The organism is Micrococcus lacusdianchii (genome assembly GCF_023155805.1).
Classification (GTDB): Bacteria; Actinomycetota; Actinomycetes; order Actinomycetales; family Micrococcaceae; genus Micrococcus; species Micrococcus lacusdianchii.
The window spans coordinates 14,503-33,028 of sequence record NZ_JAKNUW010000020.1 but is presented as its reverse complement, the minus strand read 5'-3'; the positions used below and the strand labels follow the sequence as shown (position 1 = coordinate 33,028).

General features: G+C 69.5%; 32 protein-coding genes. All 32 read left to right on the top strand.

The window, feature by feature from the left end; genetic code table 11:
* Nucleotides 1–136 precede the first annotated feature (136 nt).
* The 32 genes from MA879_RS12455 to truA all read left to right on the top strand — a co-directional run bounded on the left by MA879_RS12455 (nucleotide 137) and on the right by truA (nucleotide 18,441).
* Complete coding sequence (locus MA879_RS12455; protein ID WP_282447840.1) at nucleotides 137–271, top strand: hypothetical protein; 135 nt, start codon at nucleotides 137–139, stop codon at nucleotides 269–271.
* Nucleotides 268–732, top strand: a complete 465-nt coding sequence (locus MA879_RS10755) for a DUF3817 domain-containing protein (RefSeq protein ID WP_248126238.1) — start codon at nucleotides 268–270, stop codon at nucleotides 730–732. The genes MA879_RS12455 and MA879_RS10755 overlap by 4 nt, the downstream gene beginning before the upstream one ends.
* Nucleotides 733–1,066: 334 nt before the next feature.
* Nucleotides 1,067–1,375 carry a 30S ribosomal protein S10 gene (rpsJ, locus tag MA879_RS10750; RefSeq protein ID WP_002857463.1) on the top strand — a complete coding sequence of 103 codons (309 nt, stop codon included), beginning with the start codon at nucleotides 1,067–1,069 and terminating at the stop codon, nucleotides 1,373–1,375.
* Between the two features lie 20 nt (nucleotides 1,376–1,395).
* Nucleotides 1,396–2,046 carry a 50S ribosomal protein L3 gene (rplC, locus tag MA879_RS10745; RefSeq protein ID WP_135028785.1) on the top strand — a complete coding sequence of 217 codons (651 nt, stop codon included), beginning with the start codon at nucleotides 1,396–1,398 and terminating at the stop codon, nucleotides 2,044–2,046.
* Between the two features lie 4 nt (nucleotides 2,047–2,050).
* Nucleotides 2,051–2,686 (top strand): 50S ribosomal protein L4, encoded by a 636-nt coding sequence (gene rplD / locus MA879_RS10740; protein ID WP_248126235.1) that lies wholly within the window; start codon nucleotides 2,051–2,053, stop codon nucleotides 2,684–2,686.
* Complete coding sequence (gene rplW / locus MA879_RS10735; RefSeq protein ID WP_135028782.1) at nucleotides 2,683–2,994, top strand: 50S ribosomal protein L23; 312 nt, start codon at nucleotides 2,683–2,685, stop codon at nucleotides 2,992–2,994. The genes rplD and rplW overlap by 4 nt, the downstream gene beginning before the upstream one ends.
* A 36-nt stretch (nucleotides 2,995–3,030) precedes the next feature.
* On the top strand, nucleotides 3,031–3,870 hold the full coding sequence (gene rplB, locus MA879_RS10730) for a 50S ribosomal protein L2 (RefSeq protein WP_248126232.1): 840 nt from the start codon (nucleotides 3,031–3,033) through the stop codon (nucleotides 3,868–3,870).
* Nucleotides 3,871–3,885: 15 nt separating this feature from the next.
* Nucleotides 3,886–4,167, top strand: coding sequence for a 30S ribosomal protein S19 (gene rpsS / locus MA879_RS10725; RefSeq protein ID WP_248126229.1), 282 nt, complete (start codon nucleotides 3,886–3,888; stop codon nucleotides 4,165–4,167).
* Between the two features lie 51 nt (nucleotides 4,168–4,218).
* On the top strand, nucleotides 4,219–4,584 hold the full coding sequence (gene rplV, locus MA879_RS10720) for a 50S ribosomal protein L22 (protein WP_017487837.1): 366 nt from the start codon (nucleotides 4,219–4,221) through the stop codon (nucleotides 4,582–4,584).
* Nucleotides 4,585–4,586: 2 nt separating this feature from the next.
* Nucleotides 4,587–5,414: a 30S ribosomal protein S3 gene (gene rpsC, locus MA879_RS10715; protein ID WP_248126226.1), complete on the top strand. Its 828-nt coding sequence runs from the start codon at nucleotides 4,587–4,589 to the stop codon at nucleotides 5,412–5,414.
* The gene (gene rplP, locus MA879_RS10710) at nucleotides 5,414–5,830 is read left to right on the top strand and encodes a 50S ribosomal protein L16 (protein WP_135028772.1); all 417 of its coding nucleotides are present in this window, start codon (nucleotides 5,414–5,416) and stop codon (nucleotides 5,828–5,830) included. The genes rpsC and rplP overlap by 1 nt, the downstream gene beginning before the upstream one ends.
* A gap of 4 nt (nucleotides 5,831–5,834) precedes the next feature.
* Nucleotides 5,835–6,101 (top strand): 50S ribosomal protein L29, encoded by a 267-nt coding sequence (rpmC, locus tag MA879_RS10705; protein WP_248126223.1) that lies wholly within the window; start codon nucleotides 5,835–5,837, stop codon nucleotides 6,099–6,101.
* Nucleotides 6,098–6,379 carry a 30S ribosomal protein S17 gene (gene rpsQ / locus MA879_RS10700; protein ID WP_295018063.1) on the top strand — a complete coding sequence of 94 codons (282 nt, stop codon included), beginning with the start codon at nucleotides 6,098–6,100 and terminating at the stop codon, nucleotides 6,377–6,379. Before rpmC ends, rpsQ begins: the two co-directional genes overlap by 4 nt.
* A 342-nt stretch (nucleotides 6,380–6,721) precedes the next feature.
* Nucleotides 6,722–7,090 (top strand): 50S ribosomal protein L14, encoded by a 369-nt coding sequence (gene rplN, locus MA879_RS10695; RefSeq protein WP_135028765.1) that lies wholly within the window; start codon nucleotides 6,722–6,724, stop codon nucleotides 7,088–7,090.
* 3 nt (nucleotides 7,091–7,093) lie between these two features.
* Nucleotides 7,094–7,435, top strand: a complete 342-nt coding sequence (rplX, locus tag MA879_RS10690) for a 50S ribosomal protein L24 (RefSeq protein WP_248126220.1) — start codon at nucleotides 7,094–7,096, stop codon at nucleotides 7,433–7,435.
* Nucleotides 7,435–8,010 carry a 50S ribosomal protein L5 gene (gene rplE, locus MA879_RS10685; protein WP_248126215.1) on the top strand — a complete coding sequence of 192 codons (576 nt, stop codon included), beginning with the start codon at nucleotides 7,435–7,437 and terminating at the stop codon, nucleotides 8,008–8,010. Before rplX ends, rplE begins: the two co-directional genes overlap by 1 nt.
* A 72-nt stretch (nucleotides 8,011–8,082) precedes the next feature.
* A complete protein-coding gene (gene rpsH / locus MA879_RS10680) occupies nucleotides 8,083–8,481 on the top strand; it encodes a 30S ribosomal protein S8 (protein WP_248126212.1) in 399 nt (132 codons plus the stop codon).
* A gap of 30 nt (nucleotides 8,482–8,511) precedes the next feature.
* A complete protein-coding gene (rplF, locus tag MA879_RS10675) occupies nucleotides 8,512–9,045 on the top strand; it encodes a 50S ribosomal protein L6 (RefSeq protein ID WP_248126209.1) in 534 nt (177 codons plus the stop codon).
* Nucleotides 9,045–9,419, top strand: a complete 375-nt coding sequence (rplR, locus tag MA879_RS10670) for a 50S ribosomal protein L18 (RefSeq protein ID WP_248126206.1) — start codon at nucleotides 9,045–9,047, stop codon at nucleotides 9,417–9,419. Before rplF ends, rplR begins: the two co-directional genes overlap by 1 nt.
* Nucleotides 9,416–10,168, top strand: coding sequence for a 30S ribosomal protein S5 (rpsE, locus tag MA879_RS10665; RefSeq protein ID WP_248126203.1), 753 nt, complete (start codon nucleotides 9,416–9,418; stop codon nucleotides 10,166–10,168). The genes rplR and rpsE overlap by 4 nt, the downstream gene beginning before the upstream one ends.
* 2 nt (nucleotides 10,169–10,170) lie before the next feature.
* Complete coding sequence (rpmD, locus tag MA879_RS10660; protein ID WP_135028751.1) at nucleotides 10,171–10,395, top strand: 50S ribosomal protein L30; 225 nt, start codon at nucleotides 10,171–10,173, stop codon at nucleotides 10,393–10,395.
* Complete coding sequence (gene rplO, locus MA879_RS10655) at nucleotides 10,388–10,840, top strand: 50S ribosomal protein L15 (protein WP_248126200.1); 453 nt, start codon at nucleotides 10,388–10,390, stop codon at nucleotides 10,838–10,840. Before rpmD ends, rplO begins: the two co-directional genes overlap by 8 nt.
* A gap of 170 nt (nucleotides 10,841–11,010) precedes the next feature.
* Nucleotides 11,011–12,318: a preprotein translocase subunit SecY gene (secY, locus tag MA879_RS10650; RefSeq protein WP_248126197.1), complete on the top strand. Its 1,308-nt coding sequence runs from the start codon at nucleotides 11,011–11,013 to the stop codon at nucleotides 12,316–12,318.
* Between the two features lie 41 nt (nucleotides 12,319–12,359).
* Nucleotides 12,360–12,977, top strand: coding sequence for an adenylate kinase (locus tag MA879_RS10645; RefSeq protein ID WP_248126193.1), 618 nt, complete (start codon nucleotides 12,360–12,362; stop codon nucleotides 12,975–12,977).
* Between the two features lie 4 nt (nucleotides 12,978–12,981).
* Entirely contained in the window at nucleotides 12,982–13,824 is an 843-nt protein-coding gene (gene map / locus MA879_RS10640; RefSeq protein WP_248126190.1) for a type I methionyl aminopeptidase, read from the top strand.
* A 173-nt stretch (nucleotides 13,825–13,997) separates the two neighbouring features.
* Nucleotides 13,998–14,219: a translation initiation factor IF-1 gene (gene infA, locus MA879_RS10635; RefSeq protein WP_010080397.1), complete on the top strand. Its 222-nt coding sequence runs from the start codon at nucleotides 13,998–14,000 to the stop codon at nucleotides 14,217–14,219.
* Nucleotides 14,220–14,254: 35 nt separating this feature from the next.
* The gene (rpmJ, locus tag MA879_RS10630; RefSeq protein WP_002857509.1) at nucleotides 14,255–14,368 is read left to right on the top strand and encodes a 50S ribosomal protein L36; all 114 of its coding nucleotides are present in this window, start codon (nucleotides 14,255–14,257) and stop codon (nucleotides 14,366–14,368) included.
* 271 nt (nucleotides 14,369–14,639) lie between these two features.
* On the top strand, nucleotides 14,640–15,008 hold the full coding sequence (gene rpsM, locus MA879_RS10625) for a 30S ribosomal protein S13 (RefSeq protein WP_248126188.1): 369 nt from the start codon (nucleotides 14,640–14,642) through the stop codon (nucleotides 15,006–15,008).
* 86 nt (nucleotides 15,009–15,094) lie between these two features.
* Nucleotides 15,095–15,496: a 30S ribosomal protein S11 gene (gene rpsK, locus MA879_RS10620; protein WP_135028737.1), complete on the top strand. Its 402-nt coding sequence runs from the start codon at nucleotides 15,095–15,097 to the stop codon at nucleotides 15,494–15,496.
* A gap of 131 nt (nucleotides 15,497–15,627) precedes the next feature.
* Nucleotides 15,628–16,623, top strand: a complete 996-nt coding sequence (locus MA879_RS10615) for a DNA-directed RNA polymerase subunit alpha (RefSeq protein WP_248126186.1) — start codon at nucleotides 15,628–15,630, stop codon at nucleotides 16,621–16,623.
* Between the two features lie 72 nt (nucleotides 16,624–16,695).
* Nucleotides 16,696–17,439 (top strand): 50S ribosomal protein L17, sunset domain variant, encoded by a 744-nt coding sequence (rplQ, locus tag MA879_RS10610; RefSeq protein ID WP_248126183.1) that lies wholly within the window; start codon nucleotides 16,696–16,698, stop codon nucleotides 17,437–17,439.
* A 126-nt stretch (nucleotides 17,440–17,565) separates the two neighbouring features.
* A complete protein-coding gene (gene truA, locus MA879_RS10605) occupies nucleotides 17,566–18,441 on the top strand; it encodes a tRNA pseudouridine(38-40) synthase TruA (protein WP_248126180.1) in 876 nt (291 codons plus the stop codon).
* The last annotated feature ends 85 nt before the right edge of the window (nucleotides 18,442–18,526 follow it).

Sequence of the window (18,526 nt, the reverse complement as noted above, 5' to 3'; positions counted from 1 at the left end):
GTGGGTCATGAGCGGGCTCTTTCCAGCGGATGGGTTGTTGAGGAACTTCCATCCTGCCGGGCGGGGCCCGCTCGTCTCATCTCAGCCCGGGCCTCGTGCCAAGAACCTCATGACCCACAACACCTAGGCTGGGTCCATGGACTTCCTCATCGTGCTCGTGGTGCTCGGCGCCCTCGTGGCCGTCGGCCTCTGGGCCTTCCGCACCTTCCGCCCGGAGATCGACCGGGCCCGCCGGATCCGCCGCGCCCACCGGAACGGCCTCGACCGGTGACCCCGCCCGCACCCCGCTCCCTGTTCCGTGCCACGGCCCTCGCCGAGGCCGTCACCTGGACGCTTCTGCTCGCGGCCATGGCCCTGAAGTACACCGGCGTGACCGAGGCCCTCATGCCCGTGGCCGGCGGCGTCCACGGCTTCGTCTTCCTCTGCTATGTGGCCGTGTCGTTCGCCGTCTGGATCGACGCCCGCTGGCCCGCCGGCCGCGGGATCGCCGCGGTGGCCTCCGCCGTAGTGCCGTACGCCACGATCCCCGTGGAGCGCGGGCTCGATCGGCGCGGCCTGCTGCCCGGCCACTGGCGCCTGCACGCCGAGCCGGGCACGGCGCGCGGGCCGCTCGAGCAGCTGCTGCGCGTCGTGCTGGCGCGCCCCGTGGTGTCCGTGCTGGCGGTGCTGGCCCTCGTGGCCGTCGTCTTCGTGCTGCTCCTGCAGGCGGGCCCGCCCACCGAGTGGTTCTGAGCGCGGGGGAGCGGTGGCCGGGATCACGGGTCCCGGCTGGCCGTGCGCCCCGATCTCTGTCATACTGATTCGGTTGCTCAAGCGCCGATGCGCTGCCGCCCTCCAGTCTCGAGGCGGCTGCGTGGCCCAGATGTGACAGTCCCCTCCGACTCGCCCTCGCGCGGACGCTCTGCACCAGAGCGACACGCCCGACCGCGTGGACCGGAGGCCGGCGGTGGCGAGGAACCCGGCATGGCCGGATTCGCCCCGCGCGGGTGGGAACAACATGGCCGCCCCCGAGGGGTGGCCGAACAGGGACGTAGAACAGCACACCCGACGAGAGAGGCGTGACGCCATGGCGGGACAGAAGATCCGCATCCGGCTGAAGTCGTACGACCACGAGGTCATCGACGTCTCGGCCCGCAAGATCGTTGACACGGTCACGCGTGCAGGCGCAACGGTGGTGGGCCCCGTGCCGCTGCCGACGGAGAAGAACGTGTACTGCGTGATCCGTTCTCCCCACAAGTACAAGGACAGCCGCGAGCATTTCGAGATGCGCACCCACAAGCGGCTCATCGACATCATCGACCCGACGCCCAAGGCCGTCGACTCGCTCATGCGTCTCGACCTTCCCGCGGACGTCAACATCGAGATCAAGCTCTGAGAGGGAGGTGCTGAGAGACTATGACCAACAACCTGAACGTGAAGGGCCTGCTGGGCACGAAGCTCGGCATGACCCAGGTGTGGGATGAGGACAACAAGCTCATCCCCGTCACCGTGGTCCAGGCCGACGCCAACGTCGTCACCCAGCTGCGCTCCGAGGAGACCGACGGCTACACCGCCGTCCAGATCGCCTACGGCCAGATCGACCCGCGCCGCGTGACCAAGCCGCTGGCCGGTCACTTCGAGAAGGCCGGCGTGACCCCCCGCCGCCACCTGGTGGAACTGCGCACCGCCGACGCCGCCGAGTACTCGCTCGGCCAGGACCTGACCGTCGAGCTCTTCGAGGCCGGCCAGAAGGTCGACGTCGTGGGCACCACCAAGGGCAAGGGCTTCGCCGGCGCCATGAAGCGTCACGGCTTCTCCGGAGTGGGCGCCTCGCACGGCGCGCACAAGAACCACCGCAAGCCGGGCTCCGTGGGCGGCGCGTCCACCCCGGGCCGCGTGTTCAAGGGCCAGCGCATGCCGGGCCGCATGGGTGCGGTCCGCCAGACCACCATGAACCTGACCCTCCACGGCGTCGACGTGGAGAACAACCTCCTGCTGATCAAGGGCGCGGTGCCCGGCTCCAAGGGCCAGGTCGTGCTCGTCCGCAGCGCCGTGAAGGGAGCCTGAGACCATGGCTGAGAACTCCGTGAAGACCGTGCAGGTCGAGCTGCCCGCCGAGATCTTCGACGTGCAGGCCAACGTGCCGCTCATGCACCAGGTCGTGGTGGCCCAGCTGGCCGCCGCCCGCCAGGGCACGCACAAGACCAAGCGCCGCGGCGAGGTCTCCGGCGCCGGCCGCAAGCCGTTCAAGCAGAAGGGCACCGGCCGCGCCCGCCAGGGCTCGATCCGCGCCCCGCACATGACCGGTGGCGGCATCGTCCACGGCCCGACGCCGCGGGACTACGCCCAGCGCACCCCCAAGAAGATGAAGGCCGCCGCACTCCGCGGTGCCCTCTCGGACCGCGCCCGCAACGGCCGCGTCCACATCGTCGAGGCGCTCGTGTCCGGCCCCACGCCGTCCACGAAGGCCGCCAAGGCGGGTCTCGAGTCGCTGAGCACCGGCCGCCGCAACGTGCTGCTGGTGATCGACCGCGCCGACGACCTCACCGCCCTGTCCGCCCGCAACCTTCCGGCGGTCCACACGCTGTACGCCGACCAGCTGAACACCTACGACGTGCTCGTCTCCGATGACGTCGTGTTCACCAAGGTCGCCTACGACGCGTACGTGGCGCAGGCCTCCGGTGCCAAGAAGGAGGATGCCCAGTGAGCGGCTCCATCAACAAGGACCCCCGCGACGTGATCATCGCTCCCGTCGTGTCGGAGAAGAGCTACGGACTGATCGATGAGGGCAAGTACACCTTCCTCGTCGACCCGCGCTCGAACAAGACCGAGATCAAGCAGGCCGTCGAGCGCATCTTCGACGTGTCAGTCGCCTCGGTGAACACGCTCAACCGTCCCGGCAAGCGCCGCCGCACCCGCTTCGGGTGGGGCTCCCGCAAGGCCACCAAGCGTGCGATCGTCTCGTTGAAGGACGGCGCGACCATCGACATCTTCGGAGGTCCGCTCGCCTCCTGAGGCGCAGCGGAGACCACTTAATCGAGGAAGACACACATGGCTATCCGTAAGTACAAGCCGACCACCCCGGGCCTGCGCGGCTCGTCCGTGGCCGACTTCGCAGAGATCACCCGGTCCACGCCGGAGAAGTCCCTTCTCCGCCCGCTGCACAAGACCGGCGGCCGCAACAACACCGGCCGCATCACCACCCGTCACAAGGGTGGCGGCCACAAGCGCCAGTACCGTCTGATCGACTTCCGTCGTCACGACAAGGACGGCGTGCCCGCCACGGTCGCGCACATCGAGTACGACCCCAACCGCACCGCCCGCATCGCGCTGCTGCACTACGCGGACGGCGCCAAGCGCTACATCCTGGCCCCGGCCCGGCTGAGCCAGGGTGACGTCGTCGAGGCCGGCCCCAACGCCGACATCAAGCCCGGCAACAACCTGCCGCTGCGCAACATCCCCGTGGGCACCACGATCCACGCCGTGGAGCTGCGCCCGGGCGGCGGCGCCAAGATGGCCCGCTCGGCCGGCGCCTCCATCCAGCTGGTCGCCCGTGAGGGCAAGTACGCCCAGCTGCGTCTGCCCTCCGGCGAGATCCGCAACGTCGACGTGCGCTGCCGCGCCACGATCGGCGAGGTCGGCAACGCCGAGCAGTCGAACATCAACTGGGGCAAGGCCGGCCGCATGCGCTGGAAGGGCGTGCGCCCGACCGTTCGCGGTGTCGTGATGAACCCCGCCGACCACCCGCACGGCGGCGGTGAGGGCAAGACCTCCGGCGGCCGTCACCCGGTCAACCCCAACGGCAAGCCCGAGGGCCGCACCCGCCGCCCGAACAAGGAAAGCGACAAGCTCATCGTGCGTCGCCGCCGCTCCGGCAAGAACAAGCGATAAGGGAGCTGAGAAGACATGCCTCGCAGCCTGAAGAAGGGCCCCTTCGTCGACCAGCACCTTTACCTCAAGGTCCTGGCCGAGAACGAGAAGGGCAGCAAGAACGTCATCAAGACCTGGTCCCGCCGGTCGATGATCATCCCGGACATGCTGGGTCACACCATCGCCGTCCACGACGGGCGCAAGCACGTCCCGGTCTTCGTCACGGAGGCCATGGTGGGCCACAAGCTCGGCGAGTTCGCCCCCACCCGGACGTTCCGCGGCCACGTGAAGGACGACAAGAAGGGCAAGCGTCGCTGAGCCTGACGGCACAGCACGCTTGACCTTCGAGAGAATCGAAAGAGAGAAGCAATGGAAGCCAAGGCAATTGCGCGCCACCTGCGCGTGACGCCGATGAAGGCCCGGCGCGTCGTCGACCTGGTCCGTGGCAAGCAGGCCACCGAAGCTCTGGCCATCCTGAAGTTCGCCCAGCAGGGTGCTTCGGAGCCGGTCTACAAGCTGGTGGCCTCCGCGGTGGCGAACGCGCGTGTCAAGGCCGACCGCGAGGGCCAGGCCTTCGACGAGGACGCCCTGTACATCACCGAGGCCTTCGTGGACGAGGGCCCGACCATGAAGCGGTTCCAGCCCCGTGCTCAGGGCCGCGCATACCGCATCAACAAGCGCACGAGCCACGTGACCGTGGTCGTCGCGTCCAAGGACGAGAAGGGTGGGAACTGACAATGGGTCAGAAGATCAACCCCAACGGGTTCCGCCTCGGCATCACGACCGATCACGTCTCGCACTGGTTCGCCGACTCCCACAAGGAGGGTCAGCGCTACGCCGACTTCCTCAAGGAGGACGTCAAGATCCGCGAGCTGATGACCGACGGCATGGAGCGCGCCGGCATCTCCAAGGTCGAGATCGAGCGCACCCGTGACCGTGTGCGGGTGGACATCCACACCGCCCGCCCCGGCATCGTGATCGGCCGCCGCGGCGCGGAGGCCGACCGCATCCGCGGCGAGCTCGAGAAGCTCACCGGCAAGCAGATCCAGCTGAACATCCTCGAGGTCAAGAACCCCGAGACCGACGCCCAGCTGGTGGCGCAGGGCGTGGCCGAGCAGCTCGCCTCGCGCGTCGCTTTCCGCCGTGCCATGAAGAAGGCCATCCAGTCCGCCATGCGGGCCGGTGCCCAGGGCATCCGCATCCAGTGCGCCGGCCGGCTGGGCGGCGCCGAGATGAGCCGGTCGGAGTTCTACCGCGAGGGGCGCGTGCCGCTGCACACTCTCCGTGCGAACATCGACTTCGGCAAGTTCGAGGCGAAGACCACCTACGGCCGCATCGGCGTGAAGGTCTGGATCTACAAGGGCGACCTCACCGCCAAGGAGCTCGCGGCCAAGGAGGCCGCGCAGCCCTCCGGCCGTGGCCGTGGCGGCGAGCGTCGCGGCCCGGGCGCCGGCGGCGAGCGCCGTCGTCGCAATGACCGTGCCGAGCGCGCTCCCCGCCAGGAGAACGCCGGCGCCGGCGCCGAGACCTCGGCCGCCGCTCTCGCCGAAGGAGGCAACGCCTGATGCTGATCCCCCGTCGCGTCAAGCACCGCAAGCAGCACCACCCGAAGCGCTCCGGCATGGCCAAGGGCGGCACCACCGTCACCTTCGGCGAGTGGGGCATCCAGGCGCTCACGCCGGCCTATGTGACCAACCGTCAGATCGAGGCCGCGCGTATCGCCATGACCCGCTACATCAAGCGTGGCGGCAAGGTCTGGATCAACATCTACCCGGACCGCCCGCTCACCAAGAAGCCCGCCGAGACCCGCATGGGCTCCGGCAAGGGCTCGACCGAGTGGTGGGTCGCCAACGTCAAGCCGGGCCGTGTGCTCTTCGAGCTCTCCGGCGTGTCCGACGAGGTCGCCCGCGAGGCGCTGCGTCTGGCCATCCACAAGCTGCCGCTCAAGGCCCGAGTCATCCGTCGAGAGGGTGGTGAGTGATCCCATGGCCATCGGTACCAAGGATCTGAACGTCGAGTCCCTGGACGGGATGGACAACGCCCGCCTGCTGGAGGCCCTGAAGTCCTCCAAGGAGGAGCTGTTCAACCTGCGCTTCCAGGCCGCCACCGGCCAGCTGGAGGACTCCAGCCGGCTGAAGGCCGTCAAGCGCGACATCGCGCGCATCTACACGATCCTGCGCGAGCGCGAGCTCGGCATCCGTGGGGATGTCGAGGCGGCCGACGCCGAGAAGAATGAGGAGGCTGCCAAGTGACCGAGCAGACCGCCGCTCCCCTCGAGGGGCGCAACTACCGCAAGGCGCTGCGCGGCGTCGTCGTCTCCGACAAGATGGACAAGACCATCGTCGTCGAGGTCGAGGACCGCAAGAAGCACTCGCTCTACGGCAAGGTGCTGAAGACCTCGAAGCGCGTCAAGGCGCACGACGAGGAGAACACCGCCGGCGTGGGCGACCGCGTGCGCATCGTCGAGACCCGTCCGCTGTCCGCGGACAAGCACTTCCGCCTCGTCGAGATCGTCGAGCGCGCCAAGTGAGTCGGCCCCGGGTCTGACCCGGGTCCACCGGAGGCCGTCCCGTGCACTGGCACGGGGCGGCCTTTTCGGCTACCATTGTGTATTCGTGCGCCCTTTGTTGGCAGGACCATCCATCCTGCGTGCCGAGGGGAGACGCACGACCGTCCCGGATCCGCCTCGGCCCTGCCCTGTGCGCGCATCCGCCGCGCGAGCCTCCCGCTGTCTGAACATGCGGGGCACGGCGAGCCCGAGCGGGGGAGCGCACGATGGGGGAGGGGTAAGCGTCCCCGGGATGACCGTTTCAACCGTTCCGCAAGGCTCGCCCATCAGGGGTGAGAACCGGCGCGACGCAAGGAGATACAAGTGATCCAGCAGGAGTCGCGGCTCAAGGTCGCCGACAACACCGGTGCGAAGGAGATCCTGACCATCCGTGTTCTCGGTGGTTCCGGACGCCGTTACGCAGGCATCGGCGACACCATCGTCGCCACCGTCAAGGACGCCATCCCCGGCGGCAACGTCAAGAAGGGCGACGTCGTCAAGGCCGTGGTGGTCCGCACCCGCAAGCAGTCCCGCCGTCCCGACGGCTCGTACATCCGCTTCGACGAGAACGCGGCCGTCATCCTCAAGAACGAGGGCGAGCCCCGCGGCACGCGCATCTTCGGCCCCGTGGGCCGTGAGCTGCGCGACAAGCGGTTCATGAAGATCGTGTCGCTCGCTCCGGAGGTGATCTGACCCATGGCCAAGATCAAGAAGGATGACCTGGTGCAGGTCATCTCCGGCAAGGACAAGGGCAAGCAGGGCAAGGTCCTGCGCGTGTTCCCGGCCGACGAGCGCGTGCTCGTCGAGGGCGTGAACCGTGTGACCCGTCACCTGCGTGCCGGCCAGAACAACAACGGCTCCACCGAGGGCGGCCTGCAGGTCTCCGAGGCCCCGATCCACATCTCGAACGTGGCCGTGGTGGACCCCGAGACCAAGAAGCCGACCCGTGTGGGCTACCGCTTCGAGACCGTCGAGAAGAACGGCGAGCAGACCACCGTCAAGGTGCGCTTCGCCAAGGCCTCGGGGAAGGAGCTGTGATGACCGAGGTGCAGCAGACCGAGAAGGTCACGCCCCGTCTGAAGGACAAGTACCGCGAGGAGATCCGCGCGTCCCTGCAGGAGCAGTTCCAGTACGGGAACGTCATGCAGGTTCCGGGTCTCGTGAAGGTCGTCGTCAACATGGGTGTCGGCGAGGCCGCCAAGGACTCGAAGATCATCGACGGCGCCGTGGCGGACCTGACCGCGATCACCGGCCAGAAGCCGATGGTCACCAAGGCCCGCAAGTCCATCGCGCAGTTCAAGCTGCGCGAGGGCATGCCGATCGGCACCCACGCCACCCTCCGTGGCGACCGCATGTGGGAGTTCCTGGACCGTCTGGTCACGCTCGCGCTGCCGCGCATCCGTGACTTCCGCGGCCTGTCCGACCGGCAGTTCGACGGCAACGGCAACTACACCTTCGGCCTGTCCGAGCAGACCGTGTTCCACGAGATCGACCAGGACAAGATCGATCGCGTGCGCGGCATGGACATCACCGTGGTGACCACCGCCAAGAACGACGACGAGGGCCGCGCGCTGCTGAAGGCGCTGGGCTTCCCGTTCAAGACCGACAAGTAAGACCTCCACGCCGCAGGTCCCCCACCGGTGAACCGGTGCGGGAAACCACGGCGAGAAAGGGCGGAAGCCCACATGACCATGACCGATCCCGTCGCAGACATGCTGACCCGTCTGCGCAACGCCAATTCGGCCTACCACGACACCGTGTCCATGCCGTCCTCCAAGCTGAAGGTCCGCCTCGCGGAGATCCTGAAGTCCGAGGGCTACATCCAGGACTGGCGCGAGGAGGCCGCCGAGGTCGGCAAGACGCTGACCATCGACCTCAAGTTCGGCCCGCAGCGTGAGCGTGCGATCGCCGGCCTGCGCCGCATCTCCAAGCCGGGTCTGCGCGTGTACGCGAAGTCCACGAACCTGCCCCACGTGCTGGGCGGCCTCGGCATCGCCATCCTGTCCACCTCCTCCGGTCTGCTCACGGACCGTCAGGCGTCCCAGAAGGGCGTGGGCGGAGAAGTCCTCGCCTACGTCTGGTGACGGACGAGACAGAAGAAAGGCTGAACTGACATGTCGCGAATCGGACGTCTCCCGATCACCGTTCCCAGCGGCGTCGATGTGACCATCGACGGCGCCCGCATCTCCGTGAAGGGCCCCAAGGGCCAGCTGGAGCACACGCTGGCCGCGCCCATCACGGCCACCTTCGAGGACGGGCAGGTCATCGTGGCCCGCCCCGACGACGAGCGTGAGTCCCGCTCCCTGCACGGCCTCTCCCGGTCCCTGATCAACAACATGGTGCTGGGTGTCACCGAGGGCTTCTCCAAGGCCCTCGAGGTCGTCGGCACCGGCTACCGCGTGCAGGCCAAGGGCCAGGACCTCGAGTTCGCCCTGGGCTACTCCCACCCGGTCCCCGTCACGTGCCCGGAGGGCATCACCTTCGCCGTCGAGGGCAACAAGGTGACCGTCTCCGGGATCGACAAGCAGAAGGTCGGCGAGACCGCCGCCAACATCCGCAAGCTGCGCAAGCCCGACCCGTACAAGGGCAAGGGCGTGCGCTACGCGGGCGAGCAGATCCGCCGCAAGGCCGGAAAGGCAGGTAAGTGATGTCTACTCTGAAGGTGAAGGGCAAGGGCAAGTTCAACGCCCGCACCCGCCGCCACCTCCGGGTGCGCAAGCGGATCTCCGGCACCACCGTCCGTCCCCGTCTCGTCGTCAACCGCTCCGCGCGCCACATGTTCGTGCAGGTCGTCGACGACACCCAGGGCCGCACCCTGGCGTACGCCTCCACCATGGAGGCGGACGTGCGCGGCCTGGAGGGCGACAAGACCGCCAAGGCCAAGCGGGTGGGCGAGCTCGTCGCCGAGCGCGCGAAGTCCGCCGGCATCGAGGCCGTCGTGTTCGACCGCGGCGGCAACAAGTACCACGGCCGTGTGGCCGCGGTGGCCGACGGCGCCCGAGAGGGAGGGCTGAAGCTGTGACCGAGACCAACAACGAGAAGGACACCCAGGTGAGCGAGACCACCGAGACCACCGTGTCCGAGACCTCCGCGGGCTCGGCCGGCCAGTCCACCGAGCGCAGCGCGGGCGGCCGCGGCGGCCGTGACGGCGGCCGCGGTGGCCGTGACGGCGACCGCCGTGGCGGCCGCCGTGACGACCGCAACCGGCGAGGCGCGCAGGACGAGGAGAAGGACCAGTTCCTCGAGCGCGTCGTGGCGATCAACCGCGTGTCCAAGGTCGTCAAGGGCGGTCGTCGGTTCTCCTTCACCGCCCTCGTGGTGGTGGGTGACGGCGACGGCACCGTCGGTGTCGGCTACGGGAAGGCCAAGGAGGTGCCCGCCGCGATCCAGAAGGCCGTGGAGGAGGCCAAGAAGTCCTTCTTCCGCGTGCCGCGCGTCGGCTCCACCATCCCGCACCTCGTGCAGGGTGAGGACGCCGCCGGCGTCGTCCTGCTGCGTCCGGCATCCCCGGGCACCGGCGTGATCGCCGGCGGTCCGGTGCGTGCCGTCCTCGAGTGCGCGGGCATCCACGACGTGCTGTCGAAGTCCATGGGCTCCGTGAACGCGATCAACATCGTGCGCGGCACCGTGGACGCCCTCAAGCGTCTCGAGGAGCCCCAGGCCGTGGCCGCCCGCCGTGGCAAGGCCCTCGACGAGATCGCCCCCCATGCGATGCTGCGCACCATGGAGAACGATCGTGCCCAGAAGAGCGCGCAGAAGGCAGGTGCCTGATCATGGCTGAGCCCACCCGCAAGAACATCCAGCCCTCGGACGCCACCCTGGTGATCACCCAGACCCGCGGCGTCACGGGCTCCAAGCAGAACCATCGCGACACCCTGCGCTCGCTCGGCCTCAAGCGGATCGGCCACTCGGTCACCCGCACGGCCGACGCGGTGACCGTGGGCATGGTCAACACCGTGCCGCACCTGGTGTCCGTGGAGGAGGTCAACAATGGCTGACAACGACGCCATCAAGGTCCACGACCTGCGTCCGGCCCCGGGAGCCAAGACCGCCAAGACCCGTGTGGGTCGTGGCGAGGCCTCCAAGGGCAAGACCGCCGGTCGCGGCACCAAGGGCACCCAGGCCCGCTACCAGGTCCGCGCGGGCTTCGAGGGCGGCCAGCTGCCCCTGCACATGCGCCTGCCCAAGCTGCGCGGCTTCAAGAACCCGTTCCGCACCGAGTACCAGGTCGTCAACCTGGACAAGCTCTCGGCGCAGTTCCCCGAGGGCGGCGAGGTGTCCGTGGACGCGCTCGTGGCCAAGGGCCTGGTCCGCAAGGGCCAGCCCGTGAAGGTCCTCGGCACCGGCGAGATCACCTCCGCGGTGCAGGTGAGGGCGCACGCCTTCTCCGCCTCGGCAGTGGAGAAGATCCAGGCCGCGGGCGGCTCGACGGAGACCGTCTGATCGTCTGACCAGCACTCAACAGGGCCCCCGGCCCGGGCATTCGCCCGGCCGGGGGCCTTCGTGCTGTGTGTAGACTCGCACGACGGGCCGGCCCCTCGTCGCAGGGACGTCGGCCCTCCTCCTCCGTGCGCGGGGGAGCAGTCCAGCAACCACACCCTGCAGGAGGACACGTGTTCAAGGCCATCGCCCGGATCCTCCGGACGCCCGACCTGCTGCGGAAGATCCTCTTCACGCTCGGGCTGGTGGCCGTCTACCGGCTGGGCGCGTTCGTCCCCTCCCCGGGAGTCGACTACGCCGCGGTGCAGACGTGCCTCGCCGCCGGGTCCACTTCGGGCGGCCTGTACTCGTTCGTGAACATGTTCTCCGGCGGCGCGCTGCTGCAGGTGTCGGTCTTCGCGCTGGGCATCATGCCGTACATCACCGCCTCGATCATCGTGCAGCTCCTGCGCGTGGTGATCCCCCGGTTCGAGCAGCTCCATCAGGAGGGCCCGCAGGGCCAGGCCACGCTCACGCAGTACACCCGCTACCTCACCATCGCCCTCGCCGTCCTGCAGGGGACCACGATGGCCTCGCTCGCCCGCACGGGCGCCCTGCTGAACTGCCAGCTGCCGCTGCTGCGGGACGGGTCCATCCTGTCGGTGCTCCTGGTCGTCCTGGTGCTCGTGACCGGCTGTGTGATCGTGATGTGGCTGGGCGAGCGGATCACGGAGCACGGCGTGGGCAACGGCATCTCTCTGCTGATCTTCGCCTCGATCGCCGCGTCCTTCCCGTCGGGCATCGCCCAGGTGCTCCAGACCCAGGGCTGGCGCGTGTTCGCGATCGTCATGCTCGTGGGCCTCCTGACGATGCTCGCGATCGTGTTCGTGGAGGAGTCGCAGCGCCGCATCCCCGTGCAGTACGCGAAGCGTCAGATCGGGACCCGGACGGTCGGCGGATCCACCACGTTCATCCCGATCAAGGTCAACATGGCCAACGTGATCCCGGTGATCTTCGCGTCCTCGGTGCTGATGCTCCCGGGCATCCTGATCCAGTTCAACACCCCTCAGGACGGCTCGGCGCCGCCGGCGTGGGTGAGCTTCCTGAGCACCTACTTCCAGGGCGGGGACCACCCGGTCTACATGGCCCTGTACCTGCTGATGATCATCGGCTTCACCTACTTCTACGTGTCCATCACGTTCAACCCGCAGGAGATCTCGGACAACATGAAGCGCTACGGCGGCTTCATCCCCGGGGTGCGCGCCGGACGGCCCACCGAGCGCTACCTGCAGTACGTCATCAGCCGCATCACGCTCCCGGGTGCCCTCTACCTGGGTATCGTGGCCATGATCCCGCTGATCGCCTTCGTGGTGATCGGCGCGAACCAGAACTTCCCGTTCGGAGGCACCTCGATCCTCATCATGGTCGGTGTGGGCCTGCAGACGGTGAAGCAGATCAGCGCCCAGATGGAGCAGCGCCACTACGAGGGCCTGCTGCGCTGAGCGCCGCCCCGCCCGTCCACCCCGACAGTGAGGACCACACGATGACCCGCATGCTGCTCATGGGACCCCCCGGCTCCGGCAAGGGCACCCAGGCCACCCGGATCGCCGACAAGCTGGGGATCGTGCCGATCTCCACCGGCGACATCTTCCGCCACAACGTCAAGAACATGACGGAGCTGGGCCGGGAGGCCAAGCGCTACATGGACGCCGGCGACTTCGTGCCGGACGCGTTGACCAATCGCATGGTGGCCGACCGCCTCGCCCAGGCGGACGCCGCGAGCGGCTTCCTCCTCGACGGCTACCCGCGCACCGCGGGTCAGGTCGAGGCCCTCGACGCCATGCTGAGTGAGGCGGGCCTGGCGCTGTCCGCCGTCGTGGAGCTCGAGGTGCAGGACGCCGAGCTGGTGCAGCGCCTCCTCAAGCGTGCCGAGATCGAGGGCCGTGCCGATGACACGGAGGAGGTCATCCAGCACCGCCTCGACCTCTACCACCGGGAGACCGAGTCGGTCATCGAGTCGTACGCCGACCGCGGCATCGTGGCGCGCGTGGACGGCACGGGTCAGATCGACGACGTGACCGAACGCGTCCTGCAGGCCGTGTACTCGGTGCGCGTGGCCACCGGGACCATGCCGGTCATCACCCCGGGCCAGTGGGCCTGACCGCGTGGTCGGCCGCCGCTCCCTGGAGCTGAAGACCACCCCCCAGCTGCAGAGCATGCAGCGTGCGGGGGTGGTCCTGTCCTCGGCACTGGACGCCGCGGTCGCCGCCGCGGCGCCGGGCGTCACCACCGCGGAGGTGGACGCGGTCTTCGCCGACGTCCTCGCCGAGCACGGTGCCACCTCGAACTTCCTCGGCTACCACGGCTTCCCGGCGTCCATCTGCGCCTCCGTGAACGACGAGGTCGTCCACGGGATCCCGGGGGACCGGGTCCTGCAGCAGGGCGACGTGCTCAAGATCGACGGCGGCGCGGTCGTCGACGGCTGGCACTCCGACTCGGCGCGCACGGTCATCCTCGGCTCTTCCGACGCCGGCACCGCGGACCGGGAGGACGAGCGCCTCTCCGAGATCACGCGGGCCGCCCTGTGGGTCGGCGTCGCGGCCTTCGCCTCGGCGAAGCACGTCGGTGAGATCGGCGACGCGATCGACGACTTCGTCACCGAGCAGGCGGGGGCTCCGCTGGGCATCCTCGAGGACTACGTGGGCCACGGGATCGGCTCCGCGATGCACCTGCCGCCCGACGTCTTCAACTACCGCACCGGCCATCAGGGCCCGAAGGTCCGATCGGGCCTCGCCCTGGCGATCGAGCCGATGCTCGTGCGCGGCGGCATCGAGACGCGCATCCTCGAGGACGAGTGGACCGTGGTGACCACCGACGGCGCCCGCGCCAGCCAGTGGGAGCACACGGTGTGCCGGCACGCCGGCGGCGTCTGGGTCCTCTCCGCGCCGGATGGCGGCGCCGCCGAGCTGGCCCGGCACGGCGTCGTCCCGGTCCCCCCGGGGGAGTGACACCCCCTTCGCACGGTGGCCGCGGCGTCGCCGGGCTGGCCCGACCGGACCGAATGAGGTAGCATTGAACGTTGACCGTGCCCACTGCCCTCCGGGTGTCCCGGTGCGGTCGACCCCGTTCCCGTCGTGCGGCCGCCCCGTGTGCGCCGTGCGGCATGACGATTGTGGAGGACATGGCTAAGAAGGAAGGTGTCATCGAGGTCGAGGGCACGGTCTCGGAGGCGTTGCCGAACGCGATGTTCCGAGTCCGTCTGCAGAACGAGCACGTCGTGCTCGCCACGATCTCCGGAAAGATGCGTCAGCACTACATCCGCATCCTCCCCGAGGACCGCGTGGTGGTGGAGCTTAGCCCCTACGACCTCAACCGGGGTCGCATCGTCTACCGCTACAAGTAAGAATCCCCGTCCAAGCGAACGCAGGAGGAGGAGCCGTGAAGGTTCAGCCGAGTGTGAAGCGGATTTGTGACAAGTGCCAGGTCGTGCGCCGTAAGGGCCGCGTGCTGGTGATCTGCTCGAACCCGCGCCACAAGCAGCGCCAGGGCTGATCGCCTTCCCCGCCACGGGGGAGCGACGCCGCGCGTTGACCACACCATCATCCGGCCATGACGGCCGAACAGCAGGGACAGCGGTCGCCCCACGGGGCGGCCGAGACCTCCGGCCGCAGGGGCCGGAGACCGAGGACGGCGGACACCCGCCGCGGACCACGCCGGAACTTCCCCGGCGCCGCGGACCGGGGCCGCGGGGCCGTGAGGCCCACGTCGTTCGGGACGTCCCTGGTGCAGACCCCTGCTGCAGAAGGAATCAGGAGGACGGCCCATGGCTCGTCTTGCAGGCGTTGACATTCCGCGCGAGAAGCGCGTGATCATCGCACTCACGTACATCTACGGTGTGGGCAAGACCCGCGCTGAGGAGACCCTCGCGGCCACCGGGATCGACCGGGACATCCGCGTGAAGGACCTCTCCGACGAGCAGCTGGTGCAGCTGCGCGACCACATCGAGGGCAGCTACAAGGTGGAGGGCGACCTCCGCCGCGAGGTGGCCGCCGACATCCGCCGCAAGGTGGAGATCGGCTCCTACGAGGGCCTGCGCCACCGTCGCGGCCTGCCGGTGCGCGGCCAGCGCACGAAGACCAACGCCCGCACCCGCAAGGGCCCGAAGAAGACGGTCGCCGGCAAGAAGAAGTGACCTGCCGTCCGCGGTGAACCCGGCCTCGTCCGTGGGATCCGCGACGCCAGCACTCTCACCAGCAGCTTTCCCGCAAGGAGAACCCCATGCCCCCCAAGACCCGTTCTGCGGTCCGCAAGCCGCGTCGCAAGGACAAGAAGAACATCACCGTGGGCCAGGCCCACATCAAGAGCACGTTCAACAACACCATCGTGTCGATCACGGACACGACGGGCGCCGTCATCTCCTGGGCCTCGTCCGGCGAGGTGGGCTTCAAGGGCTCGCGCAAGTCGACCCCGTACGCCGCGCAGATGGCCGCCGAGCAGGCCGCCAAGCGTGCGCAGGAGCACGGCATGAAGAAGGTGGACGTCTTCGTGAAGGGCCCGGGCTCGGGCCGCGAGACCGCCATCCGCTCCCTCCAGGCCGCCGGCCTCGAGGTGGGGTCCATCCAGGACGTCACCCCGCAGGCCCACAACGGCGCTCGCCCCGCGAAGCGCCGCCGCGTCTGATCTGAGCGCTGTGTCCGCATCCGCCCCGCGTGGGGCGGATGCGGACAGGTCGTCGACCTGATCCCACCCCCGTCCTCGTTTCCACCCACCGCGTGCGTCATATGGCGGACGCTCGCCGAAAGGAAATGTCCGTGCTCATTGCACAGCGCCCCACGCTGACCGAAGAGGTCGTCTCCGACCGCCGCTCCCGGTTCGTCATCGAGCCCCTCGAGCCCGGCTTCGGCTACACCCTCGGCAACTCCCTGCGCCGCACCCTGCTGTCCTCGATCCCCGGGGCCTCCGTGACCAGCATCCGCGTGGACGGCGTGCTCCACGAGTTCAGCACCGTCAACGGCGTGAAGGAGGATGTCACCGAGATCATCCTCAACATCAAGAAGCTCTCCGTCTCCTCGGAGAACGACGAGCCCGTGGTCGCGTACCTGCGCAAGCAGGGCGCCGGCGTCGTCACGGCCGCTGACATCACCGCCCCGGCCGGCGTCGAGATCCACAACCCGGACCTGCACATCGCCACGCTGAACGCGAAGGGCAAGTTCGACATTGAGCTGACCATCGAGCGCGGCCGCGGCTACGTGACCGCCGCTCAGAACAAGTCCGCGGATCAGGAGATCGGCCGCATCCCGGTCGACTCCATCTACTCGCCGGTGCTGAAGGTGACCTTCAAGGTCGAGGCGACCCGCGTGGAGCAGCGCACCGACTTCGACCGCCTGATCCTCGACGTCGAGACCAAGGAGTCCATGGTGCCGCGTGACGCGGTGGCCTCCGCCGGCTCGACGCTCGTCGAGCTGTTCGGCCTGGCGCGTGCGCTCAACGAGGACGCCGAGGGCATCGACCTGGGCGACGAGCCCGCGCAGGCGGAGTCGTCGGCCGACCTCGCCCAGCCGATCGAGGACCTCGAACTGACCGTGCGCTCGTACAACTGCCTCAAGCGCGAGGGCATCCACACCGTGGGTGAGCTCATGGCCCGCTCGGAGGCCGACCTGATGGACATCCGCAACTTCGGTGCGAAGTCCATCGACGAGGTCAAGGAGAAGCTGTACGAGCTCGGCCTGTCCCTCAAGGACTCGCCGGCCGGCTTCGACCCCCAGGCGCACGCTCACCAGGACGACGACCCGTTCTCGGACTTCTGAGCCGCACCGCACCCCTGACATCTTCGACCCCGCGCCGGGAACGGCGCCGGGTCCCACCCGAGGAGTAACACCATGCCCACCCCCACCAAGGGTCCGCGCCTGGGCGGCAGCCCGGCCCACGAGCGCATCATGCTGGCGAACATGTCCGCCCAGCTGTTCGAGCACAAGTCGATCACCACGACGCTCACCCGCGCCAAGCGGCTGCGCCCGCACGCCGAGCGCCTGATCACCATCGCCAAGAAGGGCGACCTGCCCGCGCGCCGCAAGGTGCAGGGCATCATCGCGGCGAAGTCGCGCACGAACAAGTCGATCGTGCACGAGCTGTTCACCGTGATCGCCCCGGCCATGGCCCAGCGCAACGGCGGCTACACGCGCATCACCAAGATCGGCAACCGTCAGGGCGACAACGCCCCCATGGCCGTCATCGAGCTCGTGATGGAGCCGGTCTCCGGCCGCCAGGCCGTCGTGGCCGAGGCCGAGCGCGCTGCCGCGTCCGCCCCGGCGCAGCAGACCGCTCCGGTCCAGGAGTCGACCCCGGTCGAGGCCGTGGACCCGGCCGCCACCGAGGACGTCACGGTGGAGGAGTCCCGCGAGGCCGCCGCCGAGATCCCGGCCGCGCAGCCCACCAAGGAGGACGGCTCCGCCCCCGAGGGCGCGTCCATCAAGGGCAACGCCAGCTCGAAGAAGTACCACGTGCCCGGCTCGCGCTGGTACGACCAGACGACCGCCGAGGTCTGGTTCGCCACCGTCGACGAGGCGAAGGCCGCGGGCTTCGAGCCTGCGGGCGGCGAGGCCGCCCAGAGGATCGCCGAGTGATCCGACGCCCGGCCGCCATGGCGGCCGGGCCGACGCGAGCGGGCCGTCACCCCCCGGGGTGGCGGCCCGCTCGCGTGCGTGCGGGCGCGACGGGCACCTGGCCGGGCGGCTCCTACGATGGGGGACATGCCCGATCCCGCCGCCGACGTCCGCATCCGCCTCGACCTCGCCTACGACGGCGCCGGGTTCCGCGGCTGGGCCGCGCAGCCCGGTCTGCCGACGGTCCAGGGCGCGCTCGAGGAGGCACTCGAGCGGATCGTGCGGCGCCCGGTGCGCACGGTCGTGGCGGGGCGCACCGACGCCGGCGTCCACGCGCGCGGGCAGGTGGTGCACGCGGACCTCACGGCGGGGGAGTGGGAGGCGCTCGCCCGCGGGCGGGCCGGCGTCGATCCGGCCGAGGCCCTGCTGCGCCGGCTGGGCGGCGTGCTGGGGCCGTGGGACGGCGCCGTCGTCGTGCACGGGGTGCGGCGGGCCCCGGACGGGTTCGACGCCCGGTTCGGCGCGCTCTGGCGGGCCTACGAGTACCGGATCAGCGACCGTCCGCAGACCCGTGACCCGCTCACCCGGCACGGCGTCCACTGGCACGGGTCCCCGGTCGACGTGGCCCTCATGCAGGCCGAGGCCGACGTCCTCCTGGGCCTGCACGACTTCCTGTCCTTCTGCCGCCCCCGCGAGGGCGCGACCACGGTGCGGGAGGTCCTGGACGCGCGGGTCGAGCGCGGACCGGAGGGGCTCGTGACGGTGCGGCTGCGGGCGGACGCGTTCTGCCACTCCATGGTCCGGTCGATCGTCGGCGCGCTCCTGCAGGTGGGGGAGGGGCGACGGCCGCCGGGGTGGACGGCGGGGCGGCTGGCGGCCCCCGCGCGCGACTCGGAGGTGCGTCTGGCGCCGGCCCGCGGCCTCACGCTCGTGGAGGTCGCCTACCCGGAGGATCCCCGGGACCTGGCGGCCCGGGCCGAGGGGACCCGTGCCCGGCGTCCCGCCCTCGACGCCGGCTCCTGAGACCCCCCCGTCCGTTTTGGACCGACATGGGCGGAGCCGGTAGCATGGGCGGACGTTGCGCATGCCCGCACCCGGATGCGTCGTG

Bases quoted from the DNA above. Each gene is read 5' to 3' on its own strand.
- truA (WP_248126180.1), top strand. From the start codon at position 17,566: ATGCCCGATCCCGCCGCCGACGTCCGCATCCGCCTCGACCTCGCCTAC.
- rplO (WP_248126200.1), top strand. From the start codon at position 10,388: ATGGCTGACAACGACGCCATCAAGGTCCACGACCTGCGTCCGGCCCCG.
- rplE (WP_248126215.1), top strand. From the start codon at position 7,435: ATGACCGAGGTGCAGCAGACCGAGAAGGTCACGCCCCGTCTGAAGGAC.
- rpmD (WP_135028751.1), top strand. From the start codon at position 10,171: ATGGCTGAGCCCACCCGCAAGAACATCCAGCCCTCGGACGCCACCCTG.
- rplR (WP_248126206.1), top strand. From the start codon at position 9,045: ATGTCTACTCTGAAGGTGAAGGGCAAGGGCAAGTTCAACGCCCGCACC.
- rpsK (WP_135028737.1), top strand. From the start codon at position 15,095: ATGCCCCCCAAGACCCGTTCTGCGGTCCGCAAGCCGCGTCGCAAGGAC.
- rplV (WP_017487837.1), top strand. From the start codon at position 4,219: ATGGAAGCCAAGGCAATTGCGCGCCACCTGCGCGTGACGCCGATGAAG.
- rplD (WP_248126235.1), top strand. From the start codon at position 2,051: ATGGCTGAGAACTCCGTGAAGACCGTGCAGGTCGAGCTGCCCGCCGAG.
- rplB (WP_248126232.1), top strand. From the start codon at position 3,031: ATGGCTATCCGTAAGTACAAGCCGACCACCCCGGGCCTGCGCGGCTCG.
- rpsC (WP_248126226.1), top strand. From the start codon at position 4,587: ATGGGTCAGAAGATCAACCCCAACGGGTTCCGCCTCGGCATCACGACC.
- rpsH (WP_248126212.1), top strand. From the start codon at position 8,083: ATGACCATGACCGATCCCGTCGCAGACATGCTGACCCGTCTGCGCAAC.
- rplP (WP_135028772.1), top strand. From the start codon at position 5,414: ATGCTGATCCCCCGTCGCGTCAAGCACCGCAAGCAGCACCACCCGAAG.
- infA (WP_010080397.1), top strand. From the start codon at position 13,998: ATGGCTAAGAAGGAAGGTGTCATCGAGGTCGAGGGCACGGTCTCGGAG.
- rpmC (WP_248126223.1), top strand. From the start codon at position 5,835: ATGGCCATCGGTACCAAGGATCTGAACGTCGAGTCCCTGGACGGGATG.
- rpsJ (WP_002857463.1), top strand. From the start codon at position 1,067: ATGGCGGGACAGAAGATCCGCATCCGGCTGAAGTCGTACGACCACGAG.
- MA879_RS10645 (WP_248126193.1), top strand. From the start codon at position 12,360: ATGACCCGCATGCTGCTCATGGGACCCCCCGGCTCCGGCAAGGGCACC.
- rplF (WP_248126209.1), top strand. From the start codon at position 8,512: ATGTCGCGAATCGGACGTCTCCCGATCACCGTTCCCAGCGGCGTCGAT.
- rplQ (WP_248126183.1), top strand. From the start codon at position 16,696: ATGCCCACCCCCACCAAGGGTCCGCGCCTGGGCGGCAGCCCGGCCCAC.
- rplC (WP_135028785.1), top strand. From the start codon at position 1,396: ATGACCAACAACCTGAACGTGAAGGGCCTGCTGGGCACGAAGCTCGGC.
- MA879_RS12455 (WP_282447840.1), top strand. From the start codon at position 137: ATGGACTTCCTCATCGTGCTCGTGGTGCTCGGCGCCCTCGTGGCCGTC.
- rpsS (WP_248126229.1), top strand. From the start codon at position 3,886: ATGCCTCGCAGCCTGAAGAAGGGCCCCTTCGTCGACCAGCACCTTTAC.
- rpsM (WP_248126188.1), top strand. From the start codon at position 14,640: ATGGCTCGTCTTGCAGGCGTTGACATTCCGCGCGAGAAGCGCGTGATC.
- rplX (WP_248126220.1), top strand. From the start codon at position 7,094: ATGGCCAAGATCAAGAAGGATGACCTGGTGCAGGTCATCTCCGGCAAG.